This window comes from Pontimonas salivibrio, from assembly GCF_002950575.1.
GTDB lineage: Bacteria > Actinomycetota > Actinomycetes > Actinomycetales > Microbacteriaceae > Pontimonas > Pontimonas salivibrio.
The window spans coordinates 469569-489587 of the sequence record NZ_CP026923.1; the positions used below are offsets into that span (position 1 = coordinate 469569).

Genomic DNA, 20019 nt, shown 5'->3' on the forward strand with positions numbered 1-20019 from the left:
CTCAGCCATTGCGGTGTGGGACTGGTGATGTTCTAGTCCACCCGGGATTCGCTACGGTCTGCTGACCAATCAGTGTGAAAAGCCCCCTCGGCATCAACACGCTTGTAGGTGTGGGCACCAAAGAAGTCGCGTTGGCCCTGAATCAAGCAGGCGGGGAGGCGCTCGCGGCGAATCTGGTCGTAGTAGGCCAACGATGAACTAAACGCTGGGGTGGCGATTCCGGTTTCCACTCCTGCCTGGATGACCTTCCGCCACGGGGTTTGAGCATCATCAAGGGCGCTGTGGAAATAGGGCGCGGCGAGGAGTAGGGGAAGCTCTGGCTGTTCACGGTAGGCCTCAGTAATCCGGTCGAGAAATTGGGCGCGGATGATGCATCCGGCCCGCCAAATCCGCGCAATTTCGCCGCGATCAATCGACCAGTTGTATTCGCTGGCCGCTTCAGAAATCGCGTCAAAACCTTGCGAGTAGGCGACAATCTTGGAGGCGTAAAGTGCCTGTTCCACCATGTCGATAAAGCCTTGGGCGTCACCAATGGCGCTTCCCGACTTCCCATCGGTGGGGGTGGGGCCAGGCAGGCCCCCACCGGCACGGCGTGATGCACCAGAGGACGAAATGGCTCTGGCAAACACGGCTTCGGCGATACCGGTGACCGGTACGCCAAGACCCACAGCGCTTTGCACCGTCCACACACCTGTGCCTTTAGAACCTGCTTGGTCGACGATGACGTCAACCAACGGTGAGCCGGTTGTGGCATCGACGTGTCCGAGTACTTCGGCGGTGATGTCAATCAGGTAGCTCTCCAACACACCCGTGTTCCATTGACGGAACACGTCGGCAATTTCTTGGGGGCTGAGCCCGGCAGCGTGTCGAAGCAGGTCATAAGCTTCCGCGATGAGCTGCATGTCGGCATATTCGATGCCGTTGTGAATCATTTTGACGAAATGTCCCGCCCCGTCGGTGCCCACATGCGTCACACAGGGCTCACCGTCGGCCACGGCCGCGATCGATTCCAAAATGGGCCCCAGGGTGTTCCACGCCTCAGCGGAACCACCCGGCATGATCGACGGGCCATTGAGTGCGCCCTCTTCCCCTCCGGAAATGCCGGCACCGACAAAATTCAGACCTCTCGCCGCAAGTTCTGCTTCACGGCGAATCGTGTCCGTGAAGTGGGCGTTACCGCCATCGACAATGATGTCGCCAGGTTCGAACACGTCGGCCAATTGTGAAATGACCTGATCGGTGGCCGGGCCTGCCTGAACCATGATGATTGCGGTGCGGGGCGTGCTGAGGCTTTGGGCAAACTCCTCCACCGTGTCAGCGGTGACAAACTCGGCCTCTGGGTGGGCTGTGGCCAGGTGGTGGGTCTTATCCGCGGAGCGGTTATAGATCGCCACAGTGTTACCGGGGCGGCCGGCAAGGTTTCTGGCCAAGTTGGAACCCATCACGGCCAAACCGACGACACCGATATTTGCGCGACTCATGCTTCTCCTCATGCTGTGGCGATGGTGGGTCGCAGTGATCCCCCGGCGGGGAGCTTTACGCTCACACCGGGCGCAACCCAAGTCGCTAACGAGCGTACCTGTCCGCTACACTTTGCCAGGTACTTCGGCGAGGGAGCACAGGTTCCGTAATCGACGCGGTAGGCGAGGCACACGGTCTCTCCTCACGCTTCGGCGTTCGAGTCGAGAATTGACACACCGGGCCACGGCCCGACAAAGGAGAGAGTAGTAATGGCTGACAATCAGCAAATGGCCGCCGAGACGCGAGCCCAGTTTGGAAAAGGCGCCGCGAGGAAACTCCGCGTGGCCGGCAAAGTTCCCGCTGTGGTCTACGGCCACGGCGAACAGCCCCTGCACGTGTCACTGCCCGCCCACGAAATGATGCTCGTCGCACGACGTGCGAACGCATTGTTGGAGTTGAACCTCGAAGACGGTAAAAAGCTTGTCTTGGTCAAAGACGTGCAGCGCGACCCCGTCCGCCAGATCATCGAACACGTCGACATGGTCGTGGTGCGAAAGGGTGAAAAAGTCACCGTGGATATTGGTGTCCACGTCGAAGGCGAGCCCTTCAGTGGCACGATGGTGCAATACGAAAACCTGACCATTACTGCTGAGGCGGAAGCGACCAACATTCCTGAGTGGGTCACCATCTCTATTGAGGGCTTGACGGAGGGCACCCAGATTCACGCTGGTGAGCTGCCCCTGCCAGACGGATCCACTCTGGTCAGTGACCCTGAAGCACTCATCCTCTCCATCTACGTTCCTCGTGCCGCTGCCGAAGAAGATGACACGACTACTGACGCAGCTGCTGAGGGCGACGCGGGCGGCGCCAGCGGTGGCGCGGACTCGTCGGGTGATTCTTCCAGCGAGGAGTAAGCACTGTTTTTTCGACGCAGCCAGGGGGACGAATCTGATTCGTCCCCCTGGCTCGTTGTGGGGCTCGGTAACCCGGGGGACAAATACGCCCACACCAGACACAACATTGGTCAAGACGTGGTCACCGACTGGGCCAAGGCTCAAGGGTTGGCGCTGAAACGGCTGAAATCGTTCGGGGATGTGGTGAAGTTTCCCGCCCAGCCGATTGTGTTGGCGGTTCCCTCCGGATACATGAACACTTCTGGTGGTCCCGTGTCGTCCCTGGTGCGCTACTTCTCGACCACGCCTGAGCGGGTCATCGTCATTCACGACGATTTGGATCTTCCCGTGGGCACCATTCGATTGAAGCGTGGTGGTGGCCACGGTGGTCACAACGGTTTACGCGACATCCACAAAGCCCTCGGAACTCCCGATTTTGTCCGCATCCGGTTGGGTGTGGGAAGGCCACCCGGGCGGATGGATCCGGCGGAATACGTGCTGCGTACATTCCCGAAAGCTGAAGCCGCCGAGGTGGAGCGGGTTCGAGCCGACGCCATTGACGCAGTCGAGAGGTTTATCGTCGAAGGGTTAGAAGCCGCGCAACAACGCTTCCACTCAGCCGGTTAATTCATCGCGCTGTAGGCCACAGCAGACATGACACAACCGGCCGTAGACTTCCCGGAGTGAGTTCGCACATGCTGGCCCCCGCCCTCGCGGCGGACCCGTCCATCCAGGCCCTCTTAGGTTCGCCTGCGGTGCGCACACACGCGGTTGCCCCTCGTGCCCTGCACGTGCCCCTCATCCACGCCCTACTGGACGCTAAAGACCACCCCAATGTGGTCTTGGTGATTACCCCCAGTTCCCGCGAAGCCGACCAAGTGCGCGGCCGTCTCGCCAGCCACACCGGGGATGGCCCGGCTGCTCAAGTGTGGGACTTGCCTGCCTGGGAGACACTGCCCCATGAGCGTTTAAGCCCGCACCCGGAAACCGTGGCGAGGCGGCTTTCGGCTATCCGCGCGCTCACCCACCCCGAGGAACACGCCAATCGGCCACTGGTAATCGTGGCGTCAGTGCGAGCAATAATCCAACCGGTAAGCCCCCAACTTGCCGATGCCCCCTGGGGACAACTCCAACAGGGGGCTACCCAGTTGGGCTTAGACCAGTGGGCACAGTTATTAACCGAACTGGCCTATCAACGGGTGGACCTAGTGACCAGGCGTGGCGAGTTTGCCATCCGTGGCGGCATCCTTGACGTGTTTCCACCCCTGGCGGACCACCCGGTGCGGGCCGACTTTTTTGGCTCCACCGTGGAAGAGCTCACCTGGTTCCAGGTGGCCGACCAACGCTCCATCGAACCCGCCACCGGGACAGTCGATATTCCCCCCGCTCGTGAAATGTTGCTGAGCGAATCCGTGCGCCAAAAAGCCAGCGAGCTGGTCGGTGAATACCCGGGTGTGGAAACCATGTTGGAAAAAATCTCCCAAGGCATCGTGGTGGAGGGGATGGAATCACTCCAACCGGTGCTGTTGGACTCGATGGTGCCCATCATGGATTTCTTCCCCACAGATACCCACATTGTCGAGTTGGAGCCAGAGCGGGTGCGCTCGCGGGCACTGTCACTGATTGACACCAACCGGGAGTTTCTGGAAGCGGCGTGGGAGGTGGCCGCCGGAGGCGACACGTCCCGCCCAATCGATTTTCACGCCGGTGAGTTTTACACCCCCGATGAGGTTCTCGACCAGGCGGGTGCGAGACCGTGGTGGGCGCTGCATCAGCTGGATGACGGCACGGCAAGTCATCTGCGCATTAACGCCCAACCCATCGCGGCCGATTTGGCCGGTGGGCACGACGCGATTGCCGCTGTTCGGGACTTTCTCGCGGGTGGCATGAGCGTGGTGGTGGCCGCCGCCGGTCACGGCTTAGTGGAGCGCGCCATCAACCTGCTGGCCGATGCGGACATTCCTGCCCGAGAGATTTCTGGCACCGACAACCTTCCCCCCACCGGGGTGGTGGGTGTGTTGCAGGCCGAAGTGTCCGAAGGTTTTGTCCTACCGGAGCGTTCACTGGTGTTGTTGGGTGAACACGAATTTTTTGGCGGGTCCCGCACAACCAGACCCCGGCAACCAAAACGCTCCATTGCAAAGCGCCGCGAAGGGGTTAACCCTTTGGAGTTGCAACCCGGTGACTACGTGGTCCACGAAACCCACGGTGTGGGTCGGTTTGTGGAGGTGCAAACGAGGGAAATTTCGACCGGTGGGCGAGAGGCCAAAAAATCGACCCGCGAGTTTGTGGTGTTGGAATATGCCCCCAGTAAGCGCGGTGGGCCACCAGATAAGTTGCTGGTGCCCACCGACCAGTTGGATTTGCTGAGCCTCTATGTGGGCGGGGAATCTCCGGCGCTCAGCAAAATGGGGGGCTCTGATTGGGCGGGTGTGAAATCGCGCGCCCGTAAAGCGGTGCGCGATATTGCCGTCGATTTGGTGAAGCTCTACAGCCAACGGATGGCTCAACCCGGTTTTGCGTTTTCTCCCGATAATGACCTCCAACGGGAGTTGGAGGACGCGTTTGCTTTTGTCGAAACCGTCGATCAACTCTCCACCATCGACGAGGTGAAAGCCGATATGGAGCGACCCATTCCCATGGATCGTCTCATCGCCGGGGATGTGGGTTTCGGGAAAACAGAAATTGCCGTCAGGGCAGCGTTTAAAGCCGTGCAGGACAACAAACAGGTTGCCGTGTTGGCTCCCACCACTCTGTTAGTGCGCCAACACATGGAGACCTTTCACGAACGCTACGCACCGTTTCCGGTGCGACTGGCCTCACTGTCACGGTTTTCCACTACCGCCCAAGCCAACTCCGTCATTAAGGGTCTCGCCGAGGGCACCATCGATGTGGTGATTGGCACCCACCGCTTACTTTCTGATTCGGTGCGGTTTAAGGATCTGGGTCTGCTGATCATTGATGAAGAGCAGCGTTTTGGTGTGGAACACAAAGACCGGTTGAAAAAGCTGCGAAGCGACGTGGACGTGTTGGCGATGAGTGCCACGCCGATTCCTCGGACATTGGAAATGGCCGTCACCGGTATTCGGGAAATGTCGACCCTGCAAACCCCACCCGAAAACCGCCACCCCATTTTGACGTTTGTGGGACCCTCCAGCGAACAGCAAATCACGGCGGCTATTCGTCGGGAGTTATTGCGCGAGGGGCAAGTGTTTTATGTCTCCAACCGGGTGCGGGGTATTTACGACGTGGCCAGCAAAGTTGCTGACCTTGTCCCCGAAGCGCGTATTGCGGTCGCTCACGGTCAGATGGCGGAAACCGAACTTGAACAGGTGATGGTTGATTTTTGGGAAGGCCACTACGACGTGTTGGTCTCGACCACCATCATCGAAACCGGTATCGATGTCACTAACGCCAACACACTCATTGTGGAGCGGGCCGACCGGTTTGGGCTGTCCCAGTTGCACCAACTGCGCGGCCGTGTGGGCCGCGGGCGCGAACGCGCCTACGCCTACCTGCTGTTCGACGCCGATGTGCCGCTCGGGGAAACCGCCCACGAGCGTTTAGAAACCCTCGCCAGCCATTCCGACCTGGGCGGTGGGATGAGTATTGCGATGAAGGATCTGGAATTGCGCGGGGCCGGAAACCTCCTCGGAGGGGAACAGGCCGGTCATATCGCCGGAGTTGGTTTTGACCTTTACCTGCGAATGGTCGCCGAAGCGATTGGCACCTTCCGGGGTGAAGTCACCCCCGAACAAACCGAGCTGCGCCTGGAGTTGCCCGTTGATGCGCGAATCCCTGAGGACTACATCGACAGTGACCGGTTGCGACTCGAGGCCTACCAAAAGCTGTCCCACGCCTCAGCGCCGCTGGCCGAAGATGGCCTCATCGACCAGGTGGTCGATGAGCTCACGGATCGCTACGGTCCGCTACCCCAACCGGTGACCACTCTGGTTGCCGTCACGAGGTTACGCCGCCGGGCACAAGCCAGTGGTTTGTCGGAAGTGTTAGTGATGGGGTCAAAACTGCGTCTGGTCGGTGCGCCGCTGCCCGACTCGCTCCAGGTTCGACTTCGCCGGCTCTACCCCACAGGGACCTACATGGCGCCTGCCCGGGTGGTGCTGATTCCACTCCCGGATCGACCAGGAGATCAGGCGCTGGTGGTGTGGGTTGAGGGCGTCATTGATGCGCTCTATCCACTTCCGGCCCCCCAGACCGTTGCTGCTGAGACACTGGAATCATGAGTCACTACCCGCACCTCGACGCGCTCATCCAGACGATGGCTACCCTGCGCGGGGAAAACGGTTGTCAGTGGGATCGAGAGCAAGACCACCACTCACTCGTGTCCTACCTGATCGAAGAGGTCCACGAATTGGTTGATGCGATCGAATCTGACGATCGCGCGGGGATGCGTGAAGAGTTGGGTGATGTGCTCTACCAGGTGCTCTTTCACACCGACATTGCCCGGGTTGACGCGGAGGACCCATTCGACATTGACGATGTGGCCCGGCTGGTCAACGAAAAAATGCGCCGGCGACACCCGCACGTGTTTGAGGGTGTGCAGGTCGGTGGTGTCGACGACATTAAAGACAACTGGCAGAAAATCAAAAGCGCCGAGAAATCTGACCGCCGTAGTGTTCTAGATGGTGTCCCCCAAAGCCTCACCGGTTTAGCCAGAGCCGACGCCGTAATGACTCGTGCGGCACGAATCGACCAGGCCCCGGAAGCCACAGACCCGTTGCCTCCCACCGACTCCAGCGCGTGGGGTAGGTGGTTACTCCACCAGATTGACCAGGCCCGGTCTCGGGGGATTAACGTGGACCAGGCCCTGCGCGGTGCACTTCGAGAGTTTGAACAGAGGGTAGCTGAGGCCGAAAAGGCGCAGTAGGTCACCCCGATAGCGCTGGCGACACTTCTGGTGGGGCCCAGCCGACCTCCCCTCGGCATCTGGAGTGAGTGAGAGACTGGAGCTATGGCATCTAAGGCAGGCCCACCCCGGGGCATGCGGGATTTCCTTCCCGCAGAAAAACGACACCGCGATGCGGTGTTGGCGACCATTTCTTCGCGCTACCAACACCACGGGTTTGACCCCATTGATACTCCCGCCCTGGAAGACCACAACACCCTCCATTCGGGTTTAGGTGGCGACAACGAAAAACTGAGCTTTCAGGTGTTGCGCCGCGGACTGGGACTCTCTGACTTAGAACACGTCGGCTCTCTGGATGAGTTAACCGATTTGGGTCTGCGCTTTGATCTGACCGTTCCCCTCGCCCGTTACGTGGCGACTCATCGCTCTGAGCTTCCCAGTGTGTTTCGAGCCCTACACATCGCGCCGGTGTGGCGGGCGGAGCGCCCCCAAAAGGGCCGCTACCGCCAGTTTGTGCAGTGCGATATCGACATTGTGGGCGACGCCTCATCGCTTGCCGAGCGCGAGCTACTGATCGCCAGTGCTGATGCTCTCGATGCGCTCGGGGTGTCTGGTTACCGTTTTCGAGTTAATGACCGCCGGTTACTTACCGCCGTGTTGGAATCAGCCGGTGTGGCCGGTGATCAGCACCTGTCGGTACTGATCACCCTCGACAAGCTCGACAAAATCGGCATCGACGGTGTTCTGGAAGAACTCGGCACAAGACACGGAGAAACCCTCGACCTGGACGCCATGAGGGGTTTCTTGGAGCGGGCCAGTCAACAAGTCGCATTAGATGCCCCATCGATTGCTCGCGCGATGGCCGCACCAGAGGACCTTGCGGCCGAGCTAGTCGGTTGGGCGGGGGATGTGGCCCAGCTGATTGGGCCGGAAAAAGTCGTGTTTGATCCGACGTTGGTTCGGGGGATGGGCTACTACACGGGCAGCATTATCGAGCTGTTTCACCCCGAAATGGGTGTGTCACTGGGTGGTGGTGGCCGCTACGACGGAATGGTCGGGCGATTCTTAGGCGAAGACGTTCCGGCCTGTGGTTTTTCGCTCGGCTTTGAACGCCTCATCGATGTGGTGGACCAGACGCGTCACACCACATCGCCGGGCCGCTCCCTGGTCTATACCGACCAGACGCCACTGCGAGAGCTTTTGAGGTTGAAGGCTGAACTGATCGCTGCCGGCTACTCGGTGGTTCTCGCTGAATCGAAAAAGAACAAGAAAGCACTGTTTTCCGAACTGGAAACCCTCGGAGTGACGCAGGTCGCCCAGTTGGATACCGAAGTACCCCCAGCCGATCAGCTGAACTGGCGTGAGCTCGGAGAGTCGCAGGGTTAATTCCTGGGTTAGTCCCGGGGTTAGTCCCAGGGTTAATCCCCGGGTTAATCGTCAGGTTAATCGCCGGTCTCAGTCTGTGAGGTGACCTCGTGGTGAACAGATTCTCTGTTTCCGGGTGGGGGTGAAACAGCTCAGTAGGATTGAGCTCTACTGACACAAAGCACACCATCAGGAAGGACGTTGTCGTGGCCGAAATTGAGGCCCTCACCGCGAGGGAAATTCTGGACTCGAGGGGAAACCCGACCGTCGAGGTGGAAGTCTTGTTGGAAGACGGGACCATTGGCCGCGCTGCGGTCCCCTCAGGTGCATCCACGGGACAACACGAAGCGTATGAGCTTCGCGACGGTGATGCGTCTCGCTACCTCGGTAAAGGTGTGCGCAATGCCGTGGCAGCAGTCATCGATGTGTTGGGGCCTGCCATTGAAGGAATGGAAGCCAGTGAACAGCGCGCCGTTGACCACGAACTGATTCACGCTGACGGTACGCCCAACAAGAGCAACCTGGGGGCGAACTCGATTTTGGGAGTATCGCTCGCTGTCGCCCACGCAGCCGCCGAATCAGCCGACCTGCCCCTCTACCAATACTTGGGTGGCCCCAACGCCCACGTGTTGCCCGTACCGATGATGAACGTCATCAACGGTGGTGCCCACGCGGATACCGGTGTGGATATTCAAGAATTCATGGTGTTGCCCATTGGTGCCGCCTCAATGTCGGACGCAATCCGCATGGGGGCTGAGACCTACCACGCACTGAAATCCGAATTGAAAGCTGCTGGTCTGCAAACCGGTTTGGGTGACGAGGGCGGATTTGCCCCCGAGCTGCCCAGTAACCGCGAAGCCTTGGACTTTTTGCTGAAAGCCATTGAGCGTGCTGGCTTTAGGCCCGGTGTTGACATTGCGCTTGGTTTAGATGTTGCGGCCACAGAAATGTTCGAAGACGGTGCCTACCGGTTCGAGGGCGGACACAAGAGTGCCGACGAAATGGTGGCCTACTACGAAGCACTCGTGGGCGACTACCCACTGGTGACCATCGAAGACCCGTTAGATGAAAACGACTGGGCCGGTTGGATTTCGTTGACCGAAAAACTGGGATCCAAAGTTCAACTGGTCGGCGACGACCTGTTTGTGACCAACCCGGAACGACTCGCGCAGGGTATCGCCCAGGGTGCGGGAAACTCGATTCTGGTGAAGGTCAACCAGATCGGTTCACTCACCGAAACGCTCGACGCGGTGGGCCTCGCCCAGAGCAGTGGCTACACCGCGGTGCTCTCGCACCGCTCCGGTGAAACCGAAGACACCACGATTGCCGATATTGCGGTGGCCACCAACTGTGGTCAAATCAAAACCGGTGCACCGGCCAGAAGCGAACGGGTCGCGAAATACAACCAACTCCTGCGCATTGATGAAGAGTTGGCCGGTCAAGCCCGCTACGCGGGAGCGGCAGCGTACCCGCGTTTCTCGACCAGCTAGCGACCCACCGGCTTAACCCCGAGAGGGAGTCAGTTGACCGACCTACACTGTCGATGTGGTCGGTGACACACAGGGTGGGAAAAAGAAGGCGCAGCGTGCGCCGGGTAAGTCGCGCTCACTTACTGTGTCCCTTCAAGCTTCAGGCTTCACCGCCACCCTGTTGGCACTAATCGTCACAGCCGTTGTGGTGTTGTCGCCCTCCCTGCAAGTCCTCGCAGAACAGCGCCAACAAATCGCGCAGTTGAAAGAAGAACTCGAGGCGACTGACCGTGAAGTATTGGCCCTAGAAGACCAGTTGGAGCGTTGGAGTGACCGGGCGTTTGTGGAAACTCAGGCGCGCTCCAGGCTCATGTTTGTGTACCCCGGCGACATCACCTACCTGATTCTTGATGACCTCCCCAGCGATAGTGAAGAGGACACCGAGACGGTCACCAATGAAATCCAGGTGGCCTCGGGTGATTGGCGAGAATCACTGTTCGCCAGCTACTTGGTCGCAGCCACCACCAACGCTCTGCCCGGTGTGGACGAGTCGACTATTCCCTCGGACAATGAGCCCCTCATTCCCGGGCCACAGTCCACACCACAGTCCACACCACAGTCCACACCACGGCCAGGCTCAGAAGGATCTGGCGAATGACGTGGGAAACACCCAGTGCTGAGGATTACCGTCAGCTTGCTCACCAATTAGGTCGCCCGATGCGTGGATTACACGCCATCGCTGCCCGGTGTGCGTGTGGTGCCCCCGCGGTGGTGGTGACCCTTCCACGCCTCGATGACGGAACACCCTTTCCTACCCTCTACTACCTCTCGCTGCCCTCTGGAACGAAAGAGGCATCGCGGTTGGAAGCCGCCGGACGGATGGCCGAATACGAGGCTCGACTGCACCAAGATGAGCAGGCGCGCCAGCAGTACCAGAAAGCCCACGAAGATTTTCTCCACACCCGGGCCCAATGGGGTGTTGTCCCCGAAATTGACGGAATCAGCGCAGGTGGCATGCCAGAGCGCGTCAAATGCCTGCACGCCCTGATTGCTCACTCCCTCGCGGAAGGCCCCGGGGTGAACCCCGTGGGGGACTGGGCCCTAGCCGATACTCAGTGGAGCCTGGAGGTGTGCCGGTGTTCTCCAGAAGTGTGACCCGCCTGGTGGGTGGTGTCCTACTGGGTGCGCTGTGTGTGACTCTGGGGGTCAACGCCCCGGTGGCTCACGCCGATGAGGTGCGTGATCGTCAGTATTGGCTGGACGAGTTTGGGATCACTGATGCGTGGAGTGTGACCCGCGGTGCGGGCGTCACCATTGCCATTATCGACACCGGTGTGGACGGTAACCACGAGGATCTTCGTGGCGCGGTGATTGGCGGAACAGATGTGTCGGGTCTCGGTTCGGTAAATGGCCAAACACCGGTCGGTTCCTCCAGTGAGCACGGCACCATGGTGGCTTCTCTCGCCGCCGGGCGAGGACACGGTGGTGATGACGGGATTATCGGAAGCGCTCCGGAGGCTTCCATCCTCAGCGTGTCGATGAGTTTTCAAAACACGACCATTCCCGCAGATGAGCAGATTGCCGAGGCGGTGATCTGGGCTGTCGATAACGGCGCAGACGTGATTTCACTTTCACTCACCAGAAACACGAGGGAATGGCCAGTCAGTTGGGACAAAGCGTTTGGTTATGCCGAAGACAACGACGTGGTGGTGGTGGCGGCCGCTGGCAACCGCTCGGCGGGAACAGAAGTGGTCGGGGCGCCAGCGACCATGCCGGGGGTATTGACTGTTGGCGGCGTGGACCAATCGGGTGTGGCTAGCGCCCAAGCATCCAGCCAAGGAATCACCATTGGGGTGATGGCTCCCAGTGAAAACCTGGTCGGCGCCCTACCCGGTGAGGGTTACGCCGTGTGGGCAGGAACGAGTGGGGCGACGCCGATTGTGTCAGGCATTGTCGCTCTGGTCCGTGCCGCATACCCTGGCCTCGATGCCGCCAATGTGGTGAACCGCATCTTGGCAACGGCAACACCGGTCACCCCGAGCATTCCCGACCCGTTGTACGGGTTTGGCCTGGTTGATGCTTACCAAGCTGTCGCTGCCGATGTTCCCCTGGTCTCCGCTAATCCGCTAGGAACTATTGACGAGTGGGTGGAGATTTATCGTCGAGGCGACGACCAACAAGTGGTGTACCCCTTGGGTCCGATCGTTGCGCCCGAGGTGCCCTTCGCGGGGGAGAGCCAACCGGTCACTGCCCGGACAGACCCCGGGTTTGTCGAGCAAATCCCGCTTCTCATGGTGGGTGGGGGAGTCGCGCTGGTGGTGTTGCTCGCAATCGGTGCCGGCTTCTCGGTACTGCATGCCCGCAACAAGCCACTAGATTAGGACAGTAACGCCCCTTCGTCGGAGAGTTTTTATTGTGTCTAACATTGTGATCATCGGTGGCGGATATGCCGGTTTCTATGCCGCATTCAAGCTTGAGCGCCAGCTTCGAAAGAATGAAGCGTCGGTCACCCTCATTGACCCCTTGCCCTACATGACCTACCAGCCGTTCTTGCCTGAAGTGGCGGCAGGTTCTATTGAGGCCCGTCACGTTGTGGTGCCCCACCGCCGTCACCTGAAGCGCACCCGAGTGATTACCGCCCGGGTCACTGGAATTGACCACGCCAATAAACAGGTCACTGTGACCCCCGAATTTGGCGACCCCTTCACTGTGGACTACGACCACGTTGTGGTCACTGCGGGCGCGGTCACCAGAACATTCCCCATCCCCGGTGTTGCGGATGTCGCCATTGGCATGAAAACCGTCGAAGAGGCGGTTGCCGTGCGTGACCGGCTCATCGACAACATGAACATTGCCGCTCACATGCCCCCAGGGCCAGAGCGAGACCGCCTCCTCACCGTTGTGGTGGTCGGTGGTGGCTTTGCCGGAATCGAAACGTTTGCCGAATTGCGTGGTTTGGTCAGTGACCTCCTCCGGAGGTTCCCTGAGCTCACCATCTCGGATACCCATTTCCACCTCATCGAGGCGATGGATCGAATCATGCCCGAGGTGTCGTTGAAGACCAGCCACTGGGTGATTAAGAATCTTGAAAAGCGCGAAGCGCACATCCACCTCAACACCCAGCTGGTCAGCGCGGTGGACGGTCGTATTGAACTCTCGACCGGCGAGTCGCTGGAAACCAACCTGGTGGTGTGGACTGCGGGGGTAAAAGCCCAGTCGATGCTCGGTGGCTCCGGTGTTCCCCTCGAAGAACGCGGTCGGGTGCGTGCGCAAGCAGACCTGCGGGTTATTGACGACAACGGTGTTGTGGAGGGTATGTGGACCTCCGGTGATGTGGCGGCTGTGCCCGATCTGAGTGGTGGTGGTGTCGGTGGATACTGTGTCCCGAACGCCCAGCACGCCGTGCGCCAGGGCAAGCACCTGGCGAAAAACCTCACGGCTGTCCTGCGTGGCGAAGAACCCAAAGACTATTTCCACAAAAACTTGGGCGCTGTCGCAGGCCTCGGAGTCGGTGTGGGTGTCTTGCAGGTCGGAAACTTTGCGCTGACTGGGTTCTTGGGTTTCTTGGCTCACCGCGGCTACCACGGTTTGGCGATGCCGATGTGGGAGCGGAAAGTCCGGGTCGTATCCGACTGGCTGCTTCAGTTGTTCTGGGGTCGGGATGTGGCGAGTATTCGGGCCGTCCAAAAGCCTCGAGAGTTTTTTGAAGAATTTGCGGCGAGGCCTTCTCCCGCTGCGGAAGCGACCGCTAAGAAGCGCGCGTCCAAGGCGAAAGTGTCCGCCAACTAGACTTATTTTCGGGCCCCGGTAGCCCAATCGGCAGAGGCAGGCGACTTAAAATCGTCCCAGTCGGGGTTCGAGTCCCCGCCGGGGCACCAGCACTATTAGGGCTGGTGGATGTTCAGTTCTTCTCAGTATGCTCGAGCCCATGGACGCACTAATCATTGTGGGAATTCTGGTCGTACTGGTCGTCGCAATCGGTATCTATCTGTGGTCGACCTATAACGGACTCGTCACCCTAAACGTGCGGGTGGATGAGGCGTGGAGTGACATCACCGTCCAGTTGAAGAGGCGGGCGGACCTCATCCCCAACTTGGTCGACACCGTTAAGGGTTATGCAACGCATGAGAGTGCGGTGTTTGAAAACGTCACTAAAGCCCGAGCAGCGACTATCGGGGCTCAGTCACCCACTGAGGCGGCCCAAGCAGAGAACATGATGCAGGATGCCCTGAAAAGCATTTTTGCGGTGGCTGAGGCCTACCCACAGCTCCAGGCGAGCCAAAATTTTCTTCAACTCCAGGGCGAATTGGTCGACACTGAAGACAAGATTCAAAGCGCGAGGCGTTTTTACAACGGCGGTGTCCGGGAGCTGAACACCCGCATTCAACTATTCCCCAACAATATTTTTGCCAACAACTTGGGCTTCAGTGAGCGCGACTTCTTCGAAGTGGCAAACCCTGAAGCAATCGCCGAGTCCCCGCGTATTCAGTTCTAACCGTGTCCGGAGTTCACAACCCCCACGTCGTGGGTTACCGAAGGTAGGGCTGGCCGGTGTATCGGGCAATCGCGGCGAATAAGCGCAACACGTACATCATCATGGCCGGCTTTGTCCTCATCGTCGCTGCTCTCGGTTTTCTCGCGGCTGCCATGTTTGGTGATGGTTCGGGACTGATTTTCTGGGCGGTCCTCGCCGGAGCGCTGATTTATGTCGTCATCCAGTACTACCAAGCGGGCAAACAGGCTTTGGCGATGGCCGGCGCGCAAGAAATTCAGAAGCGCGATAATCCCAGGTTGTATCGGATTGTCGAAAACCTGGCCATCACGATGGGCCTTCCCACGCCCAAGGTCTACATCGTGAACGACCCGGCCCCAAACGCTTTTGCGACTGGACGCGACCCAGAACACGCTGCCGTCGCCGCCACAACGGGCCTCTTGGATCTGATGGACGACACCGAGTTAGAGGGCGTAATGGCCCACGAGATGGCTCACGTGAAAAACCTCGACATTCGTGTCACCACCATCGTGTTTGGGCTCGTGGTTGTTGTCGGACTGCTCGCTGATTTCCTCGCACGGATGGCCTTTTTTGGGGGCATGCGGCGAAATGGTGGTGGCGCACACCCGGTGTTGTTGATTGTGGGAATTTTGGCCATGGTTCTTGCGCCTTTACTGGCAGGGGTGATTCAGGCGGCGGTGTCGAGGCAACGGGAGTATTTGGCTGACGCAACAGGTGCTTTGACCACCCGGCACCCAGAGGGCTTGGCCAGTGCTCTGAACAAGCTTGGTGAATATGGCCGACCCTTGAAGCGCCAGCAGGCGTCCATGGCCCACCTCTGGATGGCTGACCCTATTCAGCCGGGAGTCATCGATCGAATGTTTCAAACCCACCCTCCTATTCCGGAGCGAATTAAGCGTTTGATGGACAATCGGGCCCGCTTCTAGGGCTGTTGTGCCAACAGCGACCTAGACTGTTTCCCATGCCATTGCCACGTCAACTCCGCGCGGGTCGGGAAAAACCGATAGTGCCACCGGGTGTGCAAATCGCTGCTGCCTGGTCGTGGCGCTTCATGGCCATCGTTGGCGCCCTAGCCGTCGCACTGCTGTTGGTTATCCAACTCAATTTCCTGGTGGTGCCACTATTGATTGCGGTGCTGCTCGCCGTGCTCGCCACGCCCTTGGCGAGGCAGCTTCGACGTATTGGTTTTCCGGGGTGGTTGGCCACCCTCAGCACACTGGTCACACTATTTGCCGCGGTAGCGGCTCTGGTGTGGTTGGTCGTTGAAGAAATCACCCGTGATTTCGCCTCCCTGCAAAGGCGAAGCGTAGAAGCCTACGAAGATTTCATCGATTTCCTGCTGGAATCACCACTGGGTGTCACCGAAGCCCAACTCACCCAATGGTTCGAGTCTTTCCTGATCGACATGGAGTGGAACACCGCCTGGGTGCTCTCCGGTGCACTCTCGGTGACCAGCTCGGTGGGCTCTGTGCTGGTGGGTATTGGTATTGCCTTCTTTGCCCTCATTTTCTTTGTTCACGACGGCGCCAGAATTTGGCGCTGGGTGGTGGGGCTCTTACCCAGTGATGCCCGGGCTCCGGTAGCGGGCGCCAGTGCGAAAGGCTGGGCCACCCTCACGAAGTTCGTCAACGTGCAGATCTTTGTGGCTGCAGTCGACGCACTCGGCATTGGCTTGGGGGCGTTCTTCTTGGGCTTGCCTTTGGTCTTACCCATCGCCGTCGCCGTGTTCCTCGGCGGTTTTGTGCCCATTATTGGTGCGTTTGTCACGGGAGCTATTGCCGCCTTCATCGCGTTGGTCTATGCCGGACCGGTCGCCGCACTGATCATGGTGATTATCGTCTTGGCGGTGCAGCAGTTAGAGAGTCAGGTTCTGCAACCACTCGTGATGGGCGCAGCAGTGAAAGTTCACCCTTTGGCCGTGGTGTTGGCCGTCTCAGCGGGAGGGTTCCTCGCCGGAATCCCGGGTGTGCTGTTTGCGGTACCCGTTGTCGCCTACCTGAACGTGTTCATCACTTACCTGTCACGCTCCGAATGGGTGGGTGACCCGGAGGCCGCGAAATGGGTGGCCCCGCCAATGGGAGGCTTGAGGGCATGACCGTAGTCGACCAACACACTGCAGCTGTCGCAATCCCGGGACCCAGCCTCGACGACTTTGAGGCTGCCCGAGCGACAGTATCTGCCGTGGCGCAGGTGACGCCCATGGAAGTCTCACGCTACTTGGAAGAACTTCTCGGTGTTCCGGTGTTTATGAAGTGTGAAAATCTGCAACGCACCGGTTCTTACAAAATCCGCGGCGCGTTTAACCGGATGTCGAAACTGAGTGAAGAGGAGCGCGCCCGCGGTGTTGTGGCGGCCAGCGCGGGAAACCACGCCCAAGGTGTCGCCTTTGCCGCCAAAGAGTTGGGCATTAAGGCCACCATCTTCACCCCCACCGGTGTGGCTCTTCCCAAACTGCAAGCGACCCGCGCCTACGGCGCGGAAGTGGTCCTCACCGGCGACACCATGATTGGCCCACTGCGGGCAGCCAGTGAGTTTGCCAAGCAAACGGGTGCGGTGCGTATTCCACCGTTTGACCATCACGATGTGGTGGCCGGCCAAGGCACGGTGGGGCTTGAGATTCTTGACCAAATGCCTGAAGTGGAAACCGTTGTGGTTCCCATCGGTGGTGGTGGTCTGATGGCTGGTGTCGCCAGCGTCATGAAGCAGCGTGCTGCCCTCGAAGGTCGAAGCATCAAAGTCATTGGTGTGCAAGCTACAAACGCTGCCCCCTACCCGCTGTCGATCGAAGCCGGGAAAATCGTGGAGGTGTCGGTCAAGCCGACTATTGCTGACGGCATCGCCGTGTCGAAACCGGGAGAGTTGAATTTCGACATCATCAAACACACGGTCGATGAGGTGGTCACCGTTGACGATGACGAGACCGCCCGCGCCATTCTGGTGCTCTTGGAGCGAGCCAAAATGGTGGTCGAACCTGCGGGAGCTGTCGCTGTTGCGGCCGTCATGAGCGGTCTGGTGAAAGCCACAGGCCCCACCGCGGTGATCTTGAGCGGGGGAAACATTGACCCCATGATTTTGGAGCGGGTGATTAGCCGCGGTCTGGCCAGCTCCGGGCGTTACATGAAGATGCGTATCCCGCTTCCCGACCGGCCCGGTCAGTTAGCGAGAACCTCAGAAATCGTGGCCGATGAAAACGCCAACGTCGTAGAAGTGCTCCACACCCGCCACGGTACGGGCCTGCAGATCAGTCAGGTGGAACTGGAACTACACATCGAAACCCGCGGGCCAGAACATGCCGAACAGGTTCTGGAAGCCCTCCGGCGTGAAGGTTACGAGCCGCGCACTGACTTCTAACCGCCGGACCCGCATAGGGGGTCCGGTAGCTCGAATTACGGACGGAACGTTTCGACGTCGATAATTTCGACGGCGATTTCGGCACCGCTGGGGGCCGTGTAGGTACTGGAATCGCCGACTTTCAAGCCGATGATGGCTTGGCCGATGGGGCTTTGCTCGCTGTACACATCGAGGTCAGTATCGCCGGCGAGTTCACGAGAACCGAGCAAGAACTTTTCCTCATCGCCGTGGATGTGGGCGGTCACCACAGTGCCTGGTTCCACCACTCCGGAACTTTCCGGCACATCACCCACGTGCGCGTGTTTGAGCATGTCGGTGAGATTTCGAATACGCGATTCGATTTTCGCCTGCTCGTCTTTCGCCGCGTGGTAGCCGCCGTTTTCTTTCAAGTCGCCCTCTTCGCGGGCGATCTCGATGCGTTTAGAAATCTCTGCTCGACCTTTTGTGGAGAGTTGTTCCAACTCGAGCGCAAGCCGGTCGTAGGCTTCCTGGGTCAGCCAAACCGTGTGGTCTGATGTGTCTGCCACGAGTCAATCCCCCTTTAAATAGCTAACAACCGGCCCCATTCGGACACCGGTTGAGATTTGCTCAGACTACGTCAACCAACACTCGTAGAGCAAGCCTGTGACGGCGGGCTCACTGGTGCGAAGGGGTTGGTTAAACACGCGGGTACGCACCTCGGCCGCAGGAATATCGACAATCTTCCACCCCACAATCCCGTATTGGGCGTTGAGCGCTTGTACCGCACAGGACAGGGTGTTTCCGGGGGTAGTGGACACTTCAAACCGGACACTCACCTCTTGGTCACTGATTAGTTGATAACCCAAGTCGCGGGTTTCAAACTGTGTTCCTGGTTGTCCTAAACCCGCCCAACCCAACCAGGCGAGTAACACCACCGCCACACCGCTCCCACCGGCAATGGCCCAGCGGCGTTGGCCCCGACGGTCCTGTGAGGTGTTGCCGTACCGGTCAGCGAGAAGGTCGTCAACGGAATCACTCGTTTCGGCAGCTTCGGCGCCCAAGGATGTCTCACGGTACGCGGTGGCAGAATCCTGGGTGTCCTCTCGGGACATCACACACCGCCTTCCGATACCGTAATGGCTAGAGATTATCGCCTGGATATGGGCGGGTGCTGAGCCAGAAAGGGGAGTCGTTGGCCGTGATCATCGCCTCCGAACTTATTCCCCCCATTGAAGTCGACCCGGTGTCGGTGACACCGGGAGTCGTGGGATTTGTGGTGACCTTTTTAGTGGCGATTGCGGCACTGGCCCTCATCTTGGACATGGTGCGCCGGGTGCGAAGGGTGCGCTACCGCCAAGAAATCGGTGAGCGTCTCGACCGGGAAGTGGCCGCCACACAGGCGGACACCGAGCCCTCGAATGTGAGCACCACTGATACTGGGCCCTCTTCCTCCGCTACAGCGGAGGATTCACCGCGATAAGGAACACCGCGGACCAGTGGCACACGAAAGCCAACACGGTAAAGACGTGGAAGATTTCGTGAAAGCCAAACACTCTGGCTGACGGATTAGGCCACTTGGTGGCGTAGACGACGGCACCCAGCGTGTAGAGCAAGCCGCCGGCGACGACGAGGACCATCATCGCCTGGTTGGCTTCCCACAATTCTGGGGTGTACATCACGGCAGCCCAACCGAGCAAGAGATACAGGGGCACATAAATCCAACGGGGTGCGTTTAGCCACAAAACCCGCAAACCCACACCCAGTAGTGCCCCCGACCACACCAAAGTCAACAACAGTGTGCCCTGTGCGGGCACTAAAGCCAGAGTGGCGATGGGGGTGTACGTACCGGCGATGAGGAAAAAGATGTTGGAGTGATCAATGCGTCGCAGGATGGCTTTTGTCCAGGTAGACCACGTAAACCGGTGATAGGTGGCCGACACACCAAATAGGGCCAGGGAGCTGAGCGCAAAGACAGCGCTCGACACGGTCGCGACAACTCCGTCTGCGAGGACGACCAACACAATGCCGGCAACGATGGCGAAAGGGAATGTGCCCAGGTGTATCCAACCCCGCCAGCTGGGTGTGATGGCAGAGGCGTGGTAGTCAATGGCCTCCTCCACGAAGGGAACAGCCAGGTAG

The 20019-nt window shown here is 59.3% G+C and carries 19 protein-coding genes and 1 tRNA gene; 16 read left to right on the forward strand and 4 right to left on the reverse strand.

Features of this window, described 5'->3' with window-relative positions; all coding sequences use genetic code 11:
* Positions 1 to 32: 32 nt before the first annotated feature.
* Positions 33 to 1493 (reverse strand): NADP-dependent phosphogluconate dehydrogenase, encoded by a 1461-nt coding sequence (gndA, locus tag C3B54_RS02540; protein ID WP_104913105.1) that lies wholly within the window; start codon positions 1491 to 1493, stop codon positions 33 to 35.
* Positions 1494 to 1730: 237 nt separating this feature from the next.
* Here gndA and C3B54_RS02545 point away from each other — a divergent pair, with 237 nt between their 5' ends.
* The 15 genes from C3B54_RS02545 (at position 1731) to ilvA (ending at position 17919) form a co-directional block, all read left to right on the forward strand.
* Complete coding sequence (locus C3B54_RS02545; protein ID WP_104913106.1) at positions 1731 to 2375, forward strand: 50S ribosomal protein L25/general stress protein Ctc; 645 nt, start codon at positions 1731 to 1733, stop codon at positions 2373 to 2375.
* A gap of 57 nt (positions 2376 to 2432) precedes the next feature.
* Positions 2433 to 2981: an aminoacyl-tRNA hydrolase gene (gene pth / locus C3B54_RS02550; protein WP_245867981.1), complete on the forward strand. Its 549-nt coding sequence runs from the start codon at positions 2433 to 2435 to the stop codon at positions 2979 to 2981.
* Positions 2982 to 3049: 68 nt separating this feature from the next.
* Complete coding sequence (gene mfd, locus C3B54_RS02555) at positions 3050 to 6598, forward strand: transcription-repair coupling factor (RefSeq protein ID WP_104913108.1); 3549 nt, start codon at positions 3050 to 3052, stop codon at positions 6596 to 6598.
* A complete protein-coding gene (locus C3B54_RS02560; protein ID WP_104913109.1) occupies positions 6595 to 7242 on the forward strand; it encodes a nucleoside triphosphate pyrophosphohydrolase in 648 nt (215 codons plus the stop codon). Before mfd ends, C3B54_RS02560 begins: the two co-directional genes overlap by 4 nt.
* A gap of 84 nt (positions 7243 to 7326) precedes the next feature.
* The gene (locus C3B54_RS02565) at positions 7327 to 8607 is read left to right on the forward strand and encodes a histidine--tRNA ligase (protein WP_104913110.1); all 1281 of its coding nucleotides are present in this window, start codon (positions 7327 to 7329) and stop codon (positions 8605 to 8607) included.
* Between the two features lie 185 nt (positions 8608 to 8792).
* Positions 8793 to 10076 carry a phosphopyruvate hydratase gene (gene eno / locus C3B54_RS02570; RefSeq protein ID WP_104913111.1) on the forward strand — a complete coding sequence of 428 codons (1284 nt, stop codon included), beginning with the start codon at positions 8793 to 8795 and terminating at the stop codon, positions 10074 to 10076.
* A gap of 55 nt (positions 10077 to 10131) precedes the next feature.
* Entirely contained in the window at positions 10132 to 10713 is a 582-nt protein-coding gene (locus C3B54_RS02575; protein WP_104913112.1) for an FtsB family cell division protein, read from the forward strand.
* Positions 10710 to 11210 (forward strand): DUF501 domain-containing protein, encoded by a 501-nt coding sequence (locus tag C3B54_RS02580; protein ID WP_104913113.1) that lies wholly within the window; start codon positions 10710 to 10712, stop codon positions 11208 to 11210. Before C3B54_RS02575 ends, C3B54_RS02580 begins: the two co-directional genes overlap by 4 nt.
* The gene (locus C3B54_RS02585) at positions 11192 to 12436 is read left to right on the forward strand and encodes a S8 family peptidase (RefSeq protein ID WP_245867983.1); all 1245 of its coding nucleotides are present in this window, start codon (positions 11192 to 11194) and stop codon (positions 12434 to 12436) included. Before C3B54_RS02580 ends, C3B54_RS02585 begins: the two co-directional genes overlap by 19 nt.
* Positions 12437 to 12470: 34 nt before the next feature.
* Positions 12471 to 13844, forward strand: a complete 1374-nt coding sequence (locus C3B54_RS02590) for an NAD(P)/FAD-dependent oxidoreductase (RefSeq protein WP_104913114.1) — start codon at positions 12471 to 12473, stop codon at positions 13842 to 13844.
* Positions 13845 to 13856: 12 nt separating this feature from the next.
* Positions 13857 to 13933 (forward strand) — tRNA-Leu (locus tag C3B54_RS02595).
* Positions 13934 to 13983: 50 nt separating this feature from the next.
* Complete coding sequence (locus tag C3B54_RS02600; RefSeq protein ID WP_104914219.1) at positions 13984 to 14550, forward strand: LemA family protein; 567 nt, start codon at positions 13984 to 13986, stop codon at positions 14548 to 14550.
* 56 nt (positions 14551 to 14606) lie between these two features.
* Entirely contained in the window at positions 14607 to 15494 is an 888-nt protein-coding gene (locus C3B54_RS02605; protein WP_104913115.1) for a M48 family metalloprotease, read from the forward strand.
* Positions 15495 to 15529: 35 nt separating this feature from the next.
* Positions 15530 to 16663 (forward strand): AI-2E family transporter, encoded by a 1134-nt coding sequence (locus tag C3B54_RS02610; RefSeq protein WP_104913116.1) that lies wholly within the window; start codon positions 15530 to 15532, stop codon positions 16661 to 16663.
* The gene (gene ilvA, locus C3B54_RS02615; protein ID WP_104913117.1) at positions 16660 to 17919 is read left to right on the forward strand and encodes a threonine ammonia-lyase; all 1260 of its coding nucleotides are present in this window, start codon (positions 16660 to 16662) and stop codon (positions 17917 to 17919) included. The genes C3B54_RS02610 and ilvA overlap by 4 nt, the downstream gene beginning before the upstream one ends.
* Before the next feature lie 35 nt (positions 17920 to 17954).
* Here the strand turns inward: ilvA and greA are convergent, their stop codons facing one another.
* Together greA and C3B54_RS02625 are read right to left on the reverse strand one after the other, a co-directional pair.
* Positions 17955 to 18446 (reverse strand): transcription elongation factor GreA, encoded by a 492-nt coding sequence (gene greA, locus C3B54_RS02620; RefSeq protein ID WP_104913118.1) that lies wholly within the window; start codon positions 18444 to 18446, stop codon positions 17955 to 17957.
* Between the two features lie 66 nt (positions 18447 to 18512).
* Positions 18513 to 18992 (reverse strand): DUF4307 domain-containing protein, encoded by a 480-nt coding sequence (locus C3B54_RS02625; RefSeq protein WP_104913119.1) that lies wholly within the window; start codon positions 18990 to 18992, stop codon positions 18513 to 18515.
* A 56-nt stretch (positions 18993 to 19048) separates the two neighbouring features.
* Between C3B54_RS02625 and C3B54_RS02630 the strand changes: the two genes are divergently transcribed.
* Positions 19049 to 19360: a hypothetical protein gene (locus C3B54_RS02630; protein WP_104913120.1), complete on the forward strand. Its 312-nt coding sequence runs from the start codon at positions 19049 to 19051 to the stop codon at positions 19358 to 19360.
* Here C3B54_RS02630 and trhA read toward each other — a convergent pair.
* Positions 19335 to 20015 carry a PAQR family membrane homeostasis protein TrhA gene (gene trhA / locus C3B54_RS02635; RefSeq protein ID WP_104914220.1) on the reverse strand — a complete coding sequence of 227 codons (681 nt, stop codon included), beginning with the start codon at positions 20013 to 20015 and terminating at the stop codon, positions 19335 to 19337. The genes C3B54_RS02630 and trhA overlap by 26 nt on opposite strands.
* Between the last annotated feature and the right edge of the window lie 4 nt (positions 20016 to 20019).

Coding starts and splice junctions, on each gene's coding strand:
- gndA (WP_104913105.1), bottom strand. CDS start 1,493: ATGAGGAGAAGCATGAGTCGCGCAAATATCGGTGTCGTCGGTTTGGCC.
- C3B54_RS02545 (WP_104913106.1), top strand. CDS start 1,731: ATGGCTGACAATCAGCAAATGGCCGCCGAGACGCGAGCCCAGTTTGGA.
- mfd (WP_104913108.1), top strand. CDS start 3,050: ATGCTGGCCCCCGCCCTCGCGGCGGACCCGTCCATCCAGGCCCTCTTA.
- C3B54_RS02560 (WP_104913109.1), top strand. CDS start 6,595: ATGAGTCACTACCCGCACCTCGACGCGCTCATCCAGACGATGGCTACC.
- C3B54_RS02565 (WP_104913110.1), top strand. CDS start 7,327: ATGGCATCTAAGGCAGGCCCACCCCGGGGCATGCGGGATTTCCTTCCC.
- C3B54_RS02580 (WP_104913113.1), top strand. CDS start 10,710: ATGACGTGGGAAACACCCAGTGCTGAGGATTACCGTCAGCTTGCTCAC.
- C3B54_RS02600 (WP_104914219.1), top strand. CDS start 13,984: ATGGACGCACTAATCATTGTGGGAATTCTGGTCGTACTGGTCGTCGCA.
- C3B54_RS02610 (WP_104913116.1), top strand. CDS start 15,530: ATGCCATTGCCACGTCAACTCCGCGCGGGTCGGGAAAAACCGATAGTG.
- ilvA (WP_104913117.1), top strand. CDS start 16,660: ATGACCGTAGTCGACCAACACACTGCAGCTGTCGCAATCCCGGGACCC.
- C3B54_RS02625 (WP_104913119.1), bottom strand. CDS start 18,992: ATGTCCCGAGAGGACACCCAGGATTCTGCCACCGCGTACCGTGAGACA.